Raw genomic sequence first — 15,645 nt, forward strand, 5'->3', positions numbered from 1 at the left:
TAGCGCGACCCGCCCGGCCCGCTAGAACCGCACCAATGCCGCCAGCGCCACGGCGCTGACCGTCGTCGTCAATTCGATGGCCGCCCCCAACACGTCGCCGGTGATGCCGCCGAAGCGGCGCACGCAGTGCGCCACCAGCGCCGCGCCGCAGCACACCGCCAGCAGCACCGCGACCGGGCCCTGCCACGGCCGCGGGCCCGCCGCCAGCGACGCGACGAGCAACACCGCGAGCCAGGCCGCCACCACCGGCGCGGGCTGCGTTCCCGCAACCCGCGCCCCCAGCGCGCTGCCCTCGGCCGCGGGCACGGACCGCCGGCAGGCCAGCACCACGGTGACGCGGCCCGCCGCGACGGCCACCACGATCGCGGCGGCACCGAGCGAGGCAAATGCCAGGCCCTGCAACGTGATCACGAGCACGACGGCGGCCACGCCGAACGGTCCGGTCGATCCGTCGCGCATCACCGCCAGTGCGCGCGGCGCCGGCCCGTAACAGCCCAGCCCGTCGGCCGTGTCGGCCACACCGTCGATGTGCAGGCCGCGGGTGGCCAGCAGCAGCGCCGCCACCGCGAGCAGCCCGGGCAGCGGGCTGGACGCGCCGAAAGCGTGCGCGCCGCCCCACGTGACCGCCGCGGCCAGCCCACCCAGCGCGACGCCGACCACCGGAAGCGCGGTCATGGCGCCGCGGCCCATCGGCCCCGCCCCGACGCGCGGCGCAACCGTGCCGAACGCGAAAGCCGTTGCCAGCGAACGCATCACGGCGGGGGAGCACCATCGGAGCGCGTGGACACACCGGCGTCGGTGAACGTCGCCATCGACGACAGCGCGGCCACCGCGCCGCGCAGCAGCGGCAGCGCCGCGGTAGCGCCGGTGCCCTCGCCGAGCCGCATGCGCAGATCCAGAATCGGGTCCAGCTCGAGAGCCGCCAAGGCCAGCGCGTGCCCCGGCTCGGTGGACCGGTGACCGGCCTGCCACCAGTGCCTGGCGCCCGGCGCCAGGCGCTCGGCCACCAACGCGGCGGCGGTCACCGCCATCCCGTCCAGCAGCAGCGGCGTGCGCCGCACCGCGGCCTGCGCGCAAAAGCCCGCCATCGCGGCCAGGTCCGCGCCGCCGCAGCAGCGCAGCAGCCCGACCGGGTCGGGCAGCACCCGCTGGGTCCGAAACAGGGCGTCGCGAACCGCGGCGGTCTTGCGTGACCAGCCGGCGTCGTCGACCCCGGTCCCGAAGCCGACCACCGCAACCGGCTCGGCATTCGTCAGCGCCGCCACCAAAACCGCTGCCGCAGTGGTGTTTCCGATTCCCATGTCACCGGCGATCAGCATGTCGGCCCCGGCGTCGACTTCCTCGTCGGCGATAGACCGCCCGGCCGCGATCGCCCGGGCGGTCTCCTCGTCCGTCAGCGCGTCCTCGACGGCGATATCGCCGCTGCCGCGCCGCACTTTGTGGCCGCCGATGCGTTCCGAGAGCGAGTCGGCGTCCACCGCCAGGTCGGCGACGCGCACGGTCGCCCCGGCGACATCGGCCAGCACGTTGATCGCCGCCCCGCCCGCGTCGATGTTGGCGACCATCTGGGCGGTCACTTCCGGCGGGTAGGCCGACACGCCGGAGCGGGCGACACCGTGGTCGCCGGCGAACACCACCACCCGCGCGCGCTCGAACTGGCGCGGCGGGCATTGCCCCTGGCACGAGCAGACCCAGACCGACAGGTCCTCGAGTCGGCCCAGCGCGCCCCGCGGCTTGGTCAGCGTGTCCTGCCGCGCGCGGGCGGCGGCCGCGGCGGCGGCGTCGGGCGGCGAAATCGCAGTGAATTCCATCACGTTCCCGGCGGTTTGATCGGGACCGCCTGGCCGGCGACCACCAGCACGACGTGGTCACACAACGCGGCCAGGCGCTGGTTGAGGTTGCCCAGTTCGTCGGCGAAGCGCCGGCCCGACGCGGTGGCCGGCACCACGGTCAGCCCGACCTCCGGGCTGACGAGCACCAGCGTCGATCCGAACGCGCCGATCGCGGCGACCATGTCGTCGATCGTCTCCGCGACCGCCGTCGCCGCCGACCCGTTCTCCCACGCATGATGGCGGTCCAGCGTGCCGGTGAGCCAGGCGCCGAGGTCGTCGACGAGCGTCGGGGTGTCCGGCGACCCCCGCAATTGGGTTGTGATGTCGTCGGTTTCGATCGTCGACCAATGCGCGGGACGACGGTCGCGGTGCTGCGCGACGCGGCGTGCCCACGCCTCGTCGGCGTGCCCGGCGGGCCCGGGGGCCAGGTAGCGGACCGGCCGACCGGGCGCCAGCGACGAGGCGATGGCCTCCTCGGCCCACCGGGATTTGCCCGACCTGATCCCGCCGAGCACCAGGGTGCGCACCGGGGTCAGACGGCTTTCAGGCGAAGGTCAATCGACACTGCTGCCGTGCTTGACTTGGGGCCGGGGCGTCCGCATCCGGCGCATTTGGGAGGCCCGGCTGGCGGCGTAAAGCCCTAGCTTCCAACGGCTTTCGGTGTTGTTCGGGAACTTGACGTCGACGAGCTTGTTGACCTTGCGGCCCAGGATCAGCCCGTCGACGCTCATCACGGCCATCAGGACCAGCATCGCCGGAGAGATGTAGAGCTGCAGTTGCGGGACACCGAACATGATGAACAGCAACGCCAGCGTGGACGGCATGAACAGCCCCAGGAAGTTACGCCGGGAATCCACCACGTCGCGCACGTACCGGCGCACCGGTCCCTGATCGCGCGGCAGCAGGTAGGCCTCTTCGCCGGCCATCATGCGCTCCCGGCGATCCGACATCCTTGCCCGGCTCACGGCTCGTTCGGCCCTGCGCTCCTCGCGGGACAGTTTCGGGCCGGCCAGCGATTTGCGCCGGGCCCGCGCCTCGGCGGCGGTCATCGGAGCCGGCGCGACCGGACCCTTGCGGCTGCTGCGTCGGGCATCGGTGCGCTTGGGCGTCGGCCGACCCTTTGGACCGGTCTTGCGCGACCCCCGGGCCGCGGTTTCGGCGGGATCGGCCGGCTCGGGCGCGACCAGCTCCGCCGAACCCCCGTCGAGGTCCTCTTCATGGGTTTTCTTGCGGCCCAGCAACTTCACAGTCGCCAGGTTACTTCGCGGGCCGTCCGCGCCGAAATGGCCCCGGACGGCGTCGTGATAATTCATGCTCCAGCACGCCGATGCACCTACGCTTACCTCTGATGAATGGCTGCCTGTGATGGACGACGGCTCGATGGCCTCGGATGATGCTGCCGCTGGCCTCGCACCCGGTCGCCTCCAGCTGCCGGCCATGCAGGTCCTGGTGGCCCCGGATTGCTACGGCGACAGCCTCACGGCCGTCGAGGCGGCTGCTGCCATCGCCACGGGCTGGACCCGGTCGCGTCCGGGGGACCGCTTCATCGTCGCCCCTCAGTCCGACGGCGGACCGGGCTTCATCGACGTGCTGGCCAGCCGGCTCGGCGAGAAGCGGCGAGCGCGGGTATCCGGGCCGCTGAACGCCCCGGTCGACGCCGAGTGGGTGTTCGATCGCGGCTCGGCAACCGCGTACCTGGAGTGCGCGCAGGCGTGCGGTCTGGCGTTGCTGGGCGTTCCACCTTCGCCGGAGACCGCGATGGCGGCCCACAGTAGGGGAGTCGGCCAGCTCATCGCCGAGGCGCTGGGCGCCGCGCCCAGGCGGATCGTGGTCGGGCTGGGCGGCAGCGCGTCCACCGACGGCGGGCAGGGCCTCGTCGCCGAGCTGGGCGGCCTGGAGGTCGCGCGGCAGCAACTGGCCGACGTGGAGCTGATCGCCGCCTCGGACACCGAATATCCGCTGTTGGGCCCGTGGGGAGCCGCCAGGATGTTCGGGCCGCAGAAGGGCGCGGACACCGCGACCGTCGCGGCGCTCGAAGTCCGCCTCGAGGCGTGGGCGCTGGAACTCGAAGCGGTGGCCGGCCGTGATGTGAGCTCCGAGCCGGGCGCGGGCGCCGCCGGCGGCATCGGCGCCGCGCTGCTGGCGCTGGGCGGCCGCAGCGAGTCCGGCGCGGACATCATCGCCGAGCACACCAACCTGGCCGACGACCTCGAGACCGCCGAGCTGATCGTCACCGGTGAAGGCCGGTTCGACGAGCAATCCCTGCACGGAAAGGTCGTCGGCTGGCTCGCCGGTAGGGCCCGCCCGCTGGGCATTCCGGTGATCGTGCTCGCCGGCCAGGTCGATTTGGAGAAATCGACGGTGCGATCGGCGGGCATCATGGCCGCCTTGTCGATCGCCGACCACGCCGGATCGGTGCGGCTGGCGCTGGCCGACGCGGCGAATCAGCTCATGGGGTTGGCGTCGGAGGTGGCCGAGCGACTCGGGAATAGCGGTCCCGCAAGGTACCGTTGAGGGAGTGAGTTTCCCCGCGTGGTCTCCGATCGCGGCTGACCCACCCAAACAATGAGGCATGTAGGAGAAGCAATGACGGTGCAGAACGAGTCGAGCGCCAAGACCCACGGCGTGATCCTGACCGAGGCCGCCGCCACCAAGGCGAAGTCCCTGCTGGACCAGGAGGGACGTGACGACCTGGCGCTGCGTATCGCGGTTCAGCCGGGTGGATGCGCCGGGCTGCGCTACAACCTCTTCTTTGACGACCGCACCCTGGACGGCGATCTGACCGCCGACTTCGGTGGTGTGACGTTGACCGTGGACCGGATGAGCGCGCCGTACGTGGAAGGCGCCTCCATCGACTTCGTCGACACCATCGAGAAGCAGGGCTTCACCATCGACAACCCCAACGCCACGGGTTCGTGCGCCTGCGGGGACTCGTTCAACTGAGCCGCTTGAACTGACCGTCCGGCCGGGCTAGTACGAGCCCCCGGTACGTAGCACGTACGAGCACACCAGCGTCTCACCGCGCTGGAAAAGCAGCTGCGCGACGCCCTGCACGTCGCCGCGCATCGGGCCGCCGGCCGCGGGTGACACCTTCATCGTGAACAGCGCCTGGGCCTGGTACTGCGACAGAAACACGATCTTGTCGACCGAGGTCACCTCGACCTCGGAGAACTGCTTGCGGAACGCGTCGCTGCTCAGCTTGGCCAATGCCTGGTCGGACCGCTTGTCGCGCACGGCGTCGTACAGGCCGCACAGCGCGTTGCGGACGATGTTGTCGGTGTCGCGGCGCTCGAGCGCGTCGAGGTAACCCTGTATGGCCGACTTGGCCGATGCCTCGGAGAACGCGGCGCCGGTACTGGCCCCGTTCGTGCGGACCCCGAACACGATCGCCACCGTCGTCGCGGCGACCAGCACGAAGGCCAGCAAAACGCCGATGATCCATCGCCGCTTGGACCGCCGCTTGGGATATCCCTGGGGCGGGGACGGCGGCGGCGCGAAGGTGGGGTCGCCGGCACCGGGCTCCTGCGGGAACTCGACCGGCTGCGCGTAGGGCGCGGGTCCGTCGGCGCCGACAGCGTGGTTCGGCGGGTGCGGACCGCCCATGTGGTTCTCCTACGGTGGTAGACGGGACACGAACCGATAGCGCCCGAGTATTCGGGTCCCGGCGACTTGAGTGAGTTCCCTTGGCAGGCTAGCGCACGGCCGCGCGCGCCGACCGCGGGCGCAACGACAGTGGATATGCCTGAGTAAGCTAGATAACCTTACTAACGAGGGATGGAGATTTCGTGACGATCGCGGTGACTGGTTCGATTGCGACCGATAACTTGATGCGGTTTCCCGGCCGATTTTCCGAACAGCTACTGCCCGAGCACCTGCAGAAGGTATCGCTCAGTTTTCTCGTCGACGACCTGGTTATTCACCGCGGCGGCGTGGCCGGAAACATCGCCTACGCCATCGGCGTGCTGGGTGGTGACGTCGCGCTGGTCGGCGCGGCGGGCGACGACTTCGGCGACTACCGCGACTGGTTGCAGGGCCACGGCGTCAACTGCGACCACGTGCTGATCTCCGAGACCGCGCACACGGCGCGGTTCGTGTGCACCACCGACATCGACATGGCCCAGATCGCCTCGTTTTATCCGGGCGCGATGTCGGAGGCCCGCAACATCAAGCTCGCCGACGTCGTTTCGGGCATCGGCACCCCGGACTTGGTGATCATCGGGGCCAACGACCCGGACGCGATGGTGGTGCACACCGAGGAGTGCCGTGAGCTCGGGCTGCCCTTCGCCGCAGACCCGTCCCAGCAGCTGGCCCGGCTGTCGGGAGCCGAGATCAGCAAGCTCGTCGACGGCGCCACCTACCTGTTCACCAATGACTACGAGTGGGACCTGATGCGGTCCAAGACGGGCTGGTCGGAGGAAGACGTGATGGCGCAGGTCGGCCTGCGGGTGACGACGCTGGGCGCCAAGGGCGTGGACGTGGTCGACCGCGACGGCACCACCGTCCACGTCGACGTGGTGCCCGAAACCAGCCAGGTCGACCCCACCGGCGTGGGCGACGCGTTCCGGGCCGGGTTCCTCACCGGGCGCAGCGCGGGCCTGACCGTGGAGCGTTCGGCGCAGCTGGGGTCGCTGGTCGCCGTGCTGGTGCTGGAGTCGACGGGAACCCAGGAGTGGACCTGGGACCACGCGGTCGCGAAGAGCCGGCTGGCCGGCGCGTACGGCGACGACGCGGCCGACGAGATCGCCGCCGTACTGGCCTGATTCGAGTGTGAGCAGACGCAGAATCGCATTGCGCGGCCCGTCCGCGTGCGATTCTGCGTCTGCTCGCGGTTACAACTGCACCGGGTAGAGCGGCTCGCGGATCTCGGGTACCACGCTGTGCTCGACGAAAATCGCGTGCCAGAGCATGAAGATCAGCACCGTCCATAGCCGGCGGCTGTGATCGCTGCTGCCGCTTCGGTGTTCGTCGAGCATCCGGCGCACTGCGGCGGTGTTGACCAGGTGATCGGCCTGCGACGAGTCCACCATCGCGTAGGCCCACTCGACGAGTTCGCCCGCGCGCAGCCAATGCCGGATCGGGACCGGAAACCCGAGCTTGGGCCGGTGCAGCACGTGCGCCGGGACGATTGGCTCCAGGGCGCGCCGCAGCGCGTACTTCGTGGTCGTTCGTGTGATTTTCGCCGCTACCGGCAGCCGCGAGGCCACCGCGAACACCTCGGGATCCAGGAACGGCACCCGGAGCTCCAGCGAGTTGGCCATCGTCATCTTGTCGGCCTTTACCAGGATGTCGCCGCGCAGCCAGGTGAACAGGTCGATGTGCTGCATGCGGGCCACCGGGTCCCAGCCGCGCGATTCGGCGTAGATCGGCGCGGTCACATCCGTATGGGTCCACTCATCGCGGAATCCCGGCAGCACGTCGCGCAGCTGCGCATCGGAGAAGCTGCGGGCGTTGCCGTAGTAGCGCTCCTCGAGCGTGAGCGATCCGCGGTGCAGCAGGCTCTTGCCGCGCATGCCCTCCGGCAACGGCTTGGACACCTTGCCCATCGAACGGCGCAGCGGCCGCGGCAGATACTCGAAGGGCTTGAGCGACAGCGGTTCCCGATAGATCGTGTAGCCACCGAATAGCTCGTCGGCCCCCTCACCCGACAGCACCACCTTGACGTGCTTGCGGGCCTCGCGGGCGACGAAGAACAGCGGCACCAGCGCGGGGTCGGCGACGGGTTCGTCGAGGTACCACACGATCTCGGGCAGGGCGGCGACGAACTCGTCGGGGGTCACGACCTTGGCGATGTGGCGGGCACCGATCGCCTCCGCGGAGGCCACCGCCACGTCGATCTCGGAGAACCCTTCACGCTCGAAGCCGGTGGTGAACGTGATCAGCCGGGGATTGTGCCGGATGGCCAGCGCCGCGATCGCGGTGGAGTCGATCCCGCCGGACAGGAACGCGCCGACGGTCACGTCGGCGCGCATGTGCTTGGCCACCGAATCCTCGAGCACCGCGGTGATTTCGTCGTAGCGGGCCTGTTCGGTATCGCGGGTGATCGGCGTGGCGGCAAACCGCGGCACGAAGTAGCGGGTGACCTCGGGCTCGAGCTGCCCGGGACGGATCATGGCGTAACAGCCCGATTCCAGGCGTCGCACCCCGCGGTGCAGCGTCTCGGGCTCCGGGACGTACTGCAGCACCGTGTAGTGCTGCACCGCCCGCTCGTCGATGGTGGTGTCGAAGCCGATCAACTCGGCCAGATCCAGCAGGCATTTCTTCTCGCTGGCCACCGCGGTGCCGCCAGGGCCGGTGGCCGTGAAAAGCGGTTTGATGCCGAAAGGGTCACGCGCGCAGAACAATTCGCGCTTGACGGTGTCCCATAATGCGAAGGCGAACATGCCGCGCAGCCGTGTCACGACGCCGGTGCCCCAGTGGTGGAAGCCCGCGACGATCGCCTCACCGTCACCCTCGGTGGCGAAGGCGGCTCCGTGGACAGCGGCCAGCTCGTCGCGCAGCTCCAGGTAGTTGTAGATCTCGCCGTTGAACACCAGCACGTAGCGGTCGGGCGCCTCCGGTGGTCCCCAGCGCAGCGGCTGATGGGAATGGGCGATGTCGATGATGGACAGCCGGTTGAAGCCGAACACGACGGATCCGTCGGCGCCCGGGTCGGCCCACGTGCCCGGCTCGTCGGGTCCGCGATGCCGCATCAGGTGCAAGGCGCGGGCGACCTCGGCATCGGCTCGGGCGGCGTCGGCGCCCTCCGGGGCCGCGACGAACGCCAGCAGACCACACACGGCGCCCCAGTATGCCGCACTTTTGCGCGGCGCGACGCCGCGCGGCCGCGGCGGGCCGGGGTTTCGTCGCCGCGCTGAGTGGCGTGGTCTACGCTGCGTAGTATTCGATTTTCCAAGCAGGAGGCGCCAACGTGACACCTCGCGAGCAGGCCCGTTCGCAACGTTTGTCGCAGCGCAGGTTCTCCGGCCTTCGGCCGCTGGCGCTGGCCCTGATGCTGGGCGTGCTGGCGGTGAGCCTGAGCGGATGCAGCTGGTCGGAGGCGCTGGCCATGGGCTGGCCGGAGGGCATCACCCCGGAGGCCCACCTCAACCGCGAGCTGTGGATCGGCGCGGTGATCGCCTCGCTGGTCGTCGGCGTCATCGTGTGGGGCCTGATCTTCTGGTCCGCTACCTTCCACCGCAAGAAGGCGACCGACACCGAGCTGCCCCGTCAGTTCGGCTACAACATGCCACTGGAGCTCGTGCTCACCGTCACGCCGTTCCTGATCATCTCGGTGCTGTTCTACTTCACGGTCGTGGTTCAGGAGAAGATGCTGCATCTGGCCAAGGACCCCGAGGTCGTGATCGACATCACCTCCTTCCAGTGGAACTGGAAGTTCGGCTACCAGAGGGTCAACTTCAAAGACGGCACGCTGACCTACGAGGGCGCCGACGAGGCCAAGAAGAAGGCGATGGTGTCCAAGCCCGAGGGCAAGGACAAGCACGGCGAGGAGCTCGTGGGCCCCGTGCGAGGCCTCAACACCGAGGACCGGACCTACCTGAACTTCGACAGGGTCGAGACCCTGGGAACCAGCACCGAAATTCCGGTGCTGGTGTTGCCGGCCGGCAAGCGCATCGAATTCCAGATGGCGTCGGCCGACGTCGTGCACGCGTTCTGGGTGCCCGAATTCCTGTTCAAGCGCGACGTGATGCCCAACCCCGTCGCGAACAACTCCGTCAACGTGTTCCAGGTCGAAGAGATCACCAAGACCGGGGCATTCGTCGGGCACTGTGCCGAGATGTGCGGCACGTATCACTCGATGATGAACTTCGAGGTTCGCGTGGTCCAACCCAACGATTTCAAGGCCTACCTGCAGCAACGGATCGACGGGAAAACCAACGCCCAGGCGTTGCAGGCGATCAACCAGTCCCCGGTAGCCGTGACCACCCACCCGTTCGAAACCCGCCGCGGCGAAATGACGGCAAGCCAGTAGGTTAGGACACTCAATGCACATCGAAGCGAGGCTGTTCGAGTTCGTCGCCGCGTTCTTCTTGGTCACGGCGGTGCTGTACGGGGTGCTGACCGCGATGTTCGCCACCGGCGGCGAGGAGTGGGCGGGGACCACCGCGCTGGCGCTGACGGGCGGTCTGGCGCTGATCGTGGCGACTTTCTTCCGCTTCGTCGCCCGCCGTCTCGACACCCGGCCTGAGGACTACGAGGGCGCCGAGATCAGCGACGGTGCAGGCGAATTGGGGTTCTTCGCGCCGCACAGTTGGTGGCCGATCCTGGTCGCGCTGTCCGGCTCGGTGGCCGCGGTCGGTATCGCGTTGTGGCTGCCGTGGTTGATCGTCGCCGGAGTCGTGTTCGTCCTTGCGACGGCGGCGGGTCTGGTGTTCGAGTACTACCTGGGTCCCGAGAAGCACTGAATTGCGACTCGAAGGTCACAATCCGGGCATCAGTTGACCGGCGGCCCCGCCGCTAAAGTCAATTGCCCCACTCGGTTCGGTAGGGTTTGCCCAGGCACAATGACAATTTCCCGAGCGCGCGCACAACGGCTCGACCGTAGAGCCCCGCGCGCTGGTGAGGCAGTTGGACAGGGCAGACAGACATGAACGGGCCGAAACCCCCGGGACGGGAACCTGAGGAACCCGAATCCGCCAGCGAGCTCAGCCACGAACCCGATTCCGGCGGCGCGCCCGGCGACGAAGCGGAACCCCTCGCTGAACCCGACGAGCGACGGTTCGACGACAGCGCCGAACTGGCGGCCGCGGACGACACGGGCCAGACGGACGCGTATTCGCGGGCCTACTCCGCACCGGAGTCCGAGCATTTCGTGACCGGCCCCTATGTGCCGGCGGACATGGCGCTGTACGACTACGACGGCTACGACGCGTCGGCCGACCACGGCGACGAACATGCCGCCCCGCGGTGGCCGTGGATCGTGGGCGTTGCCGCGATCGTCGCGGCGATCGCGCTGGTGGTCTCGGTGTCGCTGCTGGTTACGCGCACCGACACCAACAAGCTCGCCAACCCCGCCACCACCATGTCGTCCACGCCGCCGGTGCAGGACGAGATCACGACCACCACGCCGCCACCGCCCGGGCCGCGGCAAGTCACCTACTCGGTGACCGGCACGAAAGCGCCGGGCGACATCATTTCGGTGACCTACGTCGACGCCTCCGGACGGTCTCGCACCCAGCACAATGTGTACATCCCGTGGTCGATGACGGTGACACCGATCTCGACGTCGGACGTCGGATCGGTGCAGGCGTCCAGTCTGTTCCGGCTCAGCAGGCTCAATTGCTCGATCACCACCAGCGACGGGGCGGTGCTGTCGTCGAACAACAACGACTCACCGCAGACGAGCTGCTGATGGTCAGCAGATACTCCGCCTACCGGCGCGGATCGGACACCATCCCGCCGGAGGTCATCGACCGCATCGTGATCGGGGCGTGCGCGGCGATCTGGCTGGTGTTGCTGGGCGTCAGCGTGGCCGCCGCCGTCGCGCTGTCCGATCTCGGCCGCGGCTTTCACCGAACGGCCGGGGGCGGCTCGCACACCACGTGGGTGTTGTATGCCGTGATCGTCGTTTCCGCGCTGATCATCGCCGGCGCGATCCCGGTGCTGGTGCGGGCTCGGCGCATGGCTCAGGCCGATCCGGCCGTCCGGTCGGCGACCGCCCCGGCGCGCGCGCTGGGGAGAACCGCGCTGCGGCCGGGCGGGCCCGGCGCACGCACCGCGACGGAACGCGCACGCGCGCACACCGTGCAGTCCGCGGAGCCGGCGGCCGAGTGGTCCGGCGCGGCGGTGGACCGGGTCTGGTTGCGCGGCACGGTGATCCTGGCGGGCACGATGGGTGCCGCGCTGATCGCGGTCGCGGCCGCGACGTACCTGATGGCAGTCGGTCACGACGGCGCGTCATGGGCCGGCTACGTGCTGGCCGGGCTCGTCACCGCGGCGATGCCGGCGGTCGAGTGGTTCTATGTGAGGCAACTGCGCGGCCTCGCCGCCGAGCGCTGATCGCCCTTAGCGCCAGGACGACTCGGCAGGACCCTTGCGTCGCCCGGCTAGTGCTCGCCGTGCTCGCCGTTGGAACCGACGATGCTGTCCTGGTGCTCCCGCAGCGCGGTCAGGGCGCGTTGTTCGGCAGCGTGGGTCGCCTCGCGTAGCGCCGCGTCCTCGGACGGCGGATCGGCGAACAAGAAGCTGCCGTGACCCGGCGTTCCGCCCGAGCCCAGCCGGTTCATCTTGTTGGGCACGGGCGCGCCCTGGTACTCCAGCGGTATCGGGTGGCCGTGAGCGTCGACCGGACCCAGCGGCTGATGCAGCTCGATGTAGGCGCCGTGCGGCAGCCGCTTGATGATGCCGGTCTCGACGCCGTGCTCGAGCACCGCGCGGTCACTGCGCTGCAGGCCGATGCACCAGCGGTAGGTGATGAAGAAGATGAACGGCGGCAGGATCACCATCCCGATGCGCCCGATCCACGTCGTCGCATTCAGCGAGATGTGGAACTTGAACGCGATGATGTCGTTCATCGCAGCCAGGGTCAGCACCATGTAGAAGGAGATCGCCATCGCACCGATCGCCGTGCGCACCGGGACGTCCCGCGGTCGCTGCAGCAGGTTGTGGTGCGCGTAGTCACCGGTGAATCGCTTCTCCAGGAACGGATAGATGGTCAGCAGGACGAAAACCAGGCCCATGATGAGCGCCACCCAGACTGGGGCGGGGATGGTGTGGTGCCAGAAGTAGAACTCCCACGGCGGCCAGATGCGGGCCAGGCCCTCGGTCCACATCATGTAGAAGTCGGGCTGTGAACCGGCCGACACCTGGGATGGCTTGTAGGGACCCAGGTTCCAGATCGGGTTGATCTGCAGCAGCCCACCCATCAGGCCCAGCACACCGACGATGGCGGCGAAAAACGCGCCGGACTTGACGGCGAACACCGGCATCACGCGCACGCCGACGACGTTGTGCTCGGTGCGGCCCGGGCCGGGGAACTGGGTGTGCTTCTGGAACCACACCAATCCCAGATGTAATCCGATGAGCGCCAGGATGATTCCCGGTATCAGCAGGATGTGGATCGCATAGAGGCGCGGGATCAGGATGTCACCCGGGAAGTCGCCGCCGAAAAGCGCCCAGTGCAGCCAGGTTCCGATCACCGGCATGCCCAGGGTGATCGACGAGAGCGCGGCCCGCAGCCCGATGCCCGACAGCAGGTCGTCGGGCAGCGAGTAACCGAAGTAGCCCTCGAACATGGACAGGATCAGCAGCAGCGAGCCGATGACCCAGTTGGCCTCGCGCGGCCGGCGGAACGCTCCGGTGAAGAAGATGCGGGCCAGGTGCACCATGATCGCCGCGGAGAACATCAACGCGGCCCAGTGGTGGACCTGTCGGACGAACAGGCCACCCCGGACTTCGAACGAGATGTTGAGCGCCGTTTCGTAGGCGCGCGACATCTCGACACCGCGAAGTGGTTGGTAGACACCGTTGTACGTGACCTCGGTCATGGACGGGTCGAAGAACAGCGTCAGATACACACCGGTCAGCAGCAGCACGATGAAGCTGTAGAGCGCGATCTCGCCGAGCAGGAACGACCAGTGCGTCGGGAAGACCTTGTTGAGCTGTCTGCGCACGGCCGCCGACGGGTGATAGCGGGTGTCGATGTCCTCGCCCTGTTTGGCCAGGACATCGCCGATCTTCGGTGGACTCAGTTTGGGACTCATGTCGTCGTCCTCTCCCAAAATGCCGGTCCGACGGGCTCGATGAAGTCGCCGTTGGCGACCAGATACCCGTTGGTGTCGATGGTGATCGGCAGTTGCGCCAACGCACGCGCCGCCGGGCCGAAGATCGGCTTGGCGAAATGCAGTGCGTCGAACTGCGATTGGTGACACGGGCACAAGATCCGGTAGGACTGCTGCTCGTACAGCGACGACGGGCAACCCAGATGCGAGCACACCTTCGTGAATGCGAAGAACTCGCCGAAGTTGAAGCTTTCCTGGCCCTGCCGCTTGACCACGCGGGACATGTCGGTGGGCCGGATCCGGATGAGCATCACCGGATTTCGCACACCCAGCTTGATCGCGGTGAGCTTTTCGTGCGATTCCGCGGTGGTGCCGTCGCCGTCGGACTCCCGCCACGGGAACACCGTCTCCATTGCGCCCGCGTCCATGTCTTCCGGGCGCATTTTGACGAACGGCGCGCTGTCGGTCGAACCGGTGGCTCGCGCGAGATAGATGGTCTCGCCGTGGTAGCGCGGCGTCCAGCCGGACGTCCACAGCACGGCCTTCTTGCCATCCGCGGTGGGCACCACCGGTTTCCAAGGGTTTTTGATCAGGCCGCCCGCGAACGCCACCAGGGTGCCGAGGCCGAATGCGCCCAAGCCCAAGCCCAGCGACAGCCCCACGAGCTTGCGGCGCCCGATCGTCGAACCCTGATAGGCGTCGGTGAGGTTCGCCACCACCGTCTTGCGGTCGATTTCGCGGGAGGCGCCGTCGTGGCGTTCCTGGATCGAAATCTCTTCTGGGATAAACCTTTTCTGGAACAGCAGCGCCCCGACGGCGATCGCCAGGATGGACAGCCCGAACGTCAGGCCGTACAGCGGTGTGGTCAGCGAGTACCACAAGCTGCCCGCGGCTTCCCTCGGCTTGTATTCCCATGGCCAGAACAGGAAGATCAGCAGCAGCGCCAGCCCGAAGAAACCGCCGAGCAACAGCCACAGGGCCACACCCCGCTCGGCGCGCTTCTCGGCCTTGGTCTCTGTGGCCGGCCAGCGGGGCTCCTTGTAGACGGTCTCGACGCCGTCGATCTTGCCGCCCAGCGCCACCAGTTCGTCATTCGACATCTCGGCCAGCGCAGCCTCATTGGGCTCCTGGGCCGGCCCGGCGCCCCTGTCGGTGTCGGAGCCGGTGGGGATGTTCGAGCCGTCGCTCATGATCGCGCCCCAATCCACAGTGCCAGCCCGATGGCGGCGACCATCCCGATGATCCACATCGCCATGCCCTCGGGCGCGGGTCCGAAGCCACCGAGGCCGTAGCCGCCCGGCTGGCGCTCTTCGGCGACCGTCCGCACGTAGCCGATGATGTCTCGCTTGGCCTCGAAGGAAAGCTGGCGGTCGGAGAATTTCGGCATGTTCTGCGGGCCGGTCAGCATCGCGTCGAGGATCTGCTGCTCATTGGCGGGCCCGAGGTCGGGCGCGAACTTGCCGGACGACAGCGCCCCGCCCTTCCCGGTGAAGTTGTGGCACGACGCGCAGTTGAGCCGGAAGAGGTCGCCGCCGCGGCCCAGGTCGTTCCCGCGCAGCGACCGCATCGAGACGCTGCCGTCGGGGTTGCGGGTCACGGTCGGGCCGCCGCCGTTGGCCTGCACGTAGGCGCCGATGGCGTCGATCTGCGCCTCGTCGAAGACCGGGTCTTTGCGCGGGGCCTGGGCCTCACCGCGCATGGCGGGCATCCGTCCGGTCGACACCTGGAAGTAGACGGCCGCCTCGCCGACCCCGATCAGGCTTGGCCCGTGGTCGGGCACGCCCTGCAGGTTAGCGCCGTGGCACGACACACAGGAAGTGTCGAAAAGCTGTTTGCCGGTGCGCAATAGCGCCGAGGACGACTCATCGGCAACGGCCACCTGCGGCCGGGGGGTCAGCACCGCGGCCAGCCCGCCGGCCACGGTAAGCGCGATCAGCAGCAGCAGGCCGCCCGACAATCGGCGGCGCAACCGCCGCCGCGCGCGATCACTCCGCGGACCCCGGGGCTTGCTGCCACCGGATCGGATAGACCTCAGTCGCTTCAACCGAGCACTCCTGTTCATTCCTCTTTCAAAGCCCCTGCGAAAGCGCCGGCCT

General features: G+C 68.7%; 16 protein-coding genes. 7 read left to right on the top strand and 9 right to left on the bottom strand.

The features are described 5' to 3' along the window. Positions 1 to 21: 21 nt before the first annotated feature. Genes A5744_RS15045 through A5744_RS15060 form a run of 4 tightly spaced genes read right to left on the bottom strand, consistent with a single transcriptional unit; the run spans position 22 to position 3,019 of the window. Positions 22 to 756 (bottom strand): adenosylcobinamide-GDP ribazoletransferase, encoded by a 735-nt coding sequence (locus A5744_RS15045; RefSeq protein ID WP_076062301.1) that lies wholly within the window; start codon positions 754 to 756, stop codon positions 22 to 24. Next, positions 753 to 1,814 carry a nicotinate-nucleotide--dimethylbenzimidazole phosphoribosyltransferase gene (gene cobT / locus A5744_RS15050; RefSeq protein ID WP_170874502.1) on the bottom strand — a complete coding sequence of 354 codons (1,062 nt, stop codon included), beginning with the start codon at positions 1,812 to 1,814 and terminating at the stop codon, positions 753 to 755. Before cobT ends, A5744_RS15045 begins: the two co-directional genes overlap by 4 nt. Next, positions 1,811 to 2,359, bottom strand: a complete 549-nt coding sequence (locus A5744_RS15055; RefSeq protein ID WP_076062305.1) for a bifunctional adenosylcobinamide kinase/adenosylcobinamide-phosphate guanylyltransferase — start codon at positions 2,357 to 2,359, stop codon at positions 1,811 to 1,813. The genes cobT and A5744_RS15055 overlap by 4 nt, the downstream gene beginning before the upstream one ends. A gap of 27 nt (positions 2,360 to 2,386) precedes the next feature. Beyond that, positions 2,387 to 3,019: a DUF3043 domain-containing protein gene (locus A5744_RS15060; RefSeq protein WP_240563055.1), complete on the bottom strand. Its 633-nt coding sequence runs from the start codon at positions 3,017 to 3,019 to the stop codon at positions 2,387 to 2,389. A gap of 250 nt (positions 3,020 to 3,269) precedes the next feature. On the opposite strand from A5744_RS15060, the gene A5744_RS15065 reads away from it, so the two are divergent. Then, on the top strand, positions 3,270 to 4,346 hold the full coding sequence (locus A5744_RS15065; RefSeq protein WP_076062423.1) for a glycerate kinase: 1,077 nt from the start codon (positions 3,270 to 3,272) through the stop codon (positions 4,344 to 4,346). Positions 4,347 to 4,418: 72 nt separating this feature from the next. Then, complete coding sequence (locus tag A5744_RS15070) at positions 4,419 to 4,775, top strand: iron-sulfur cluster assembly accessory protein (protein WP_067920675.1); 357 nt, start codon at positions 4,419 to 4,421, stop codon at positions 4,773 to 4,775. Positions 4,776 to 4,802: 27 nt separating this feature from the next. Here the strand turns inward: A5744_RS15070 and A5744_RS15075 are convergent, their stop codons facing one another. Continuing rightward, the gene (locus A5744_RS15075) at positions 4,803 to 5,435 is read right to left on the bottom strand and encodes a hypothetical protein (RefSeq protein ID WP_076062307.1); all 633 of its coding nucleotides are present in this window, start codon (positions 5,433 to 5,435) and stop codon (positions 4,803 to 4,805) included. 182 nt (positions 5,436 to 5,617) lie between these two features. Here A5744_RS15075 and A5744_RS15080 point away from each other — a divergent pair, with 182 nt between their 5' ends. After that, positions 5,618 to 6,592 (top strand): carbohydrate kinase family protein, encoded by a 975-nt coding sequence (locus tag A5744_RS15080; protein WP_076062309.1) that lies wholly within the window; start codon positions 5,618 to 5,620, stop codon positions 6,590 to 6,592. A 69-nt stretch (positions 6,593 to 6,661) separates the two neighbouring features. Here A5744_RS15080 and asnB read toward each other — a convergent pair whose 3' ends face one another. Then, positions 6,662 to 8,608, bottom strand: a complete 1,947-nt coding sequence (asnB, locus tag A5744_RS15085) for an asparagine synthase (glutamine-hydrolyzing) (RefSeq protein WP_076062311.1) — start codon at positions 8,606 to 8,608, stop codon at positions 6,662 to 6,664. A 131-nt stretch (positions 8,609 to 8,739) separates the two neighbouring features. Between asnB and A5744_RS15090 the strand changes: the two genes are divergently transcribed. The 4 genes from A5744_RS15090 to A5744_RS15105 all read left to right on the top strand — a co-directional run bounded on the left by A5744_RS15090 (position 8,740) and on the right by A5744_RS15105 (position 11,828). Continuing rightward, entirely contained in the window at positions 8,740 to 9,801 is a 1,062-nt protein-coding gene (locus A5744_RS15090; RefSeq protein WP_076062313.1) for a cytochrome c oxidase subunit II, read from the top strand. A 13-nt stretch (positions 9,802 to 9,814) separates the two neighbouring features. Then, complete coding sequence (locus tag A5744_RS15095) at positions 9,815 to 10,234, top strand: cytochrome c oxidase subunit 4 (protein ID WP_076062315.1); 420 nt, start codon at positions 9,815 to 9,817, stop codon at positions 10,232 to 10,234. Positions 10,235 to 10,416: 182 nt separating this feature from the next. Further along, a complete protein-coding gene (locus A5744_RS15100) occupies positions 10,417 to 11,181 on the top strand; it encodes an MmpS family transport accessory protein (protein WP_076062317.1) in 765 nt (254 codons plus the stop codon). Beyond that, the gene (locus tag A5744_RS15105; RefSeq protein WP_076062319.1) at positions 11,181 to 11,828 is read left to right on the top strand and encodes a DUF2561 family protein; all 648 of its coding nucleotides are present in this window, start codon (positions 11,181 to 11,183) and stop codon (positions 11,826 to 11,828) included. The genes A5744_RS15100 and A5744_RS15105 overlap by 1 nt, the downstream gene beginning before the upstream one ends. A gap of 47 nt (positions 11,829 to 11,875) precedes the next feature. On the opposite strand, the gene A5744_RS15110 is transcribed toward A5744_RS15105, so the two are convergent. Genes A5744_RS15110 through A5744_RS15120 form a run of 3 tightly spaced genes read right to left on the bottom strand, consistent with a single transcriptional unit; the run spans position 11,876 to position 15,611 of the window. Next, positions 11,876 to 13,531, bottom strand: coding sequence for a cytochrome bc complex cytochrome b subunit (locus A5744_RS15110; protein ID WP_076062321.1), 1,656 nt, complete (start codon positions 13,529 to 13,531; stop codon positions 11,876 to 11,878). Beyond that, positions 13,528 to 14,739 (bottom strand): ubiquinol-cytochrome c reductase iron-sulfur subunit, encoded by a 1,212-nt coding sequence (locus A5744_RS15115; protein ID WP_076062424.1) that lies wholly within the window; start codon positions 14,737 to 14,739, stop codon positions 13,528 to 13,530. The genes A5744_RS15110 and A5744_RS15115 overlap by 4 nt, the downstream gene beginning before the upstream one ends. After that, a complete protein-coding gene (locus tag A5744_RS15120; protein ID WP_139329372.1) occupies positions 14,736 to 15,611 on the bottom strand; it encodes a cytochrome c in 876 nt (291 codons plus the stop codon). The genes A5744_RS15115 and A5744_RS15120 overlap by 4 nt, the downstream gene beginning before the upstream one ends. Between the last annotated feature and the right edge of the window lie 34 nt (positions 15,612 to 15,645).

The organism is Mycobacterium sp. IS-1264 (assembly GCF_001954195.1).
Lineage (GTDB): Bacteria > Actinomycetota > Actinomycetes > Mycobacteriales > Mycobacteriaceae > Mycobacterium.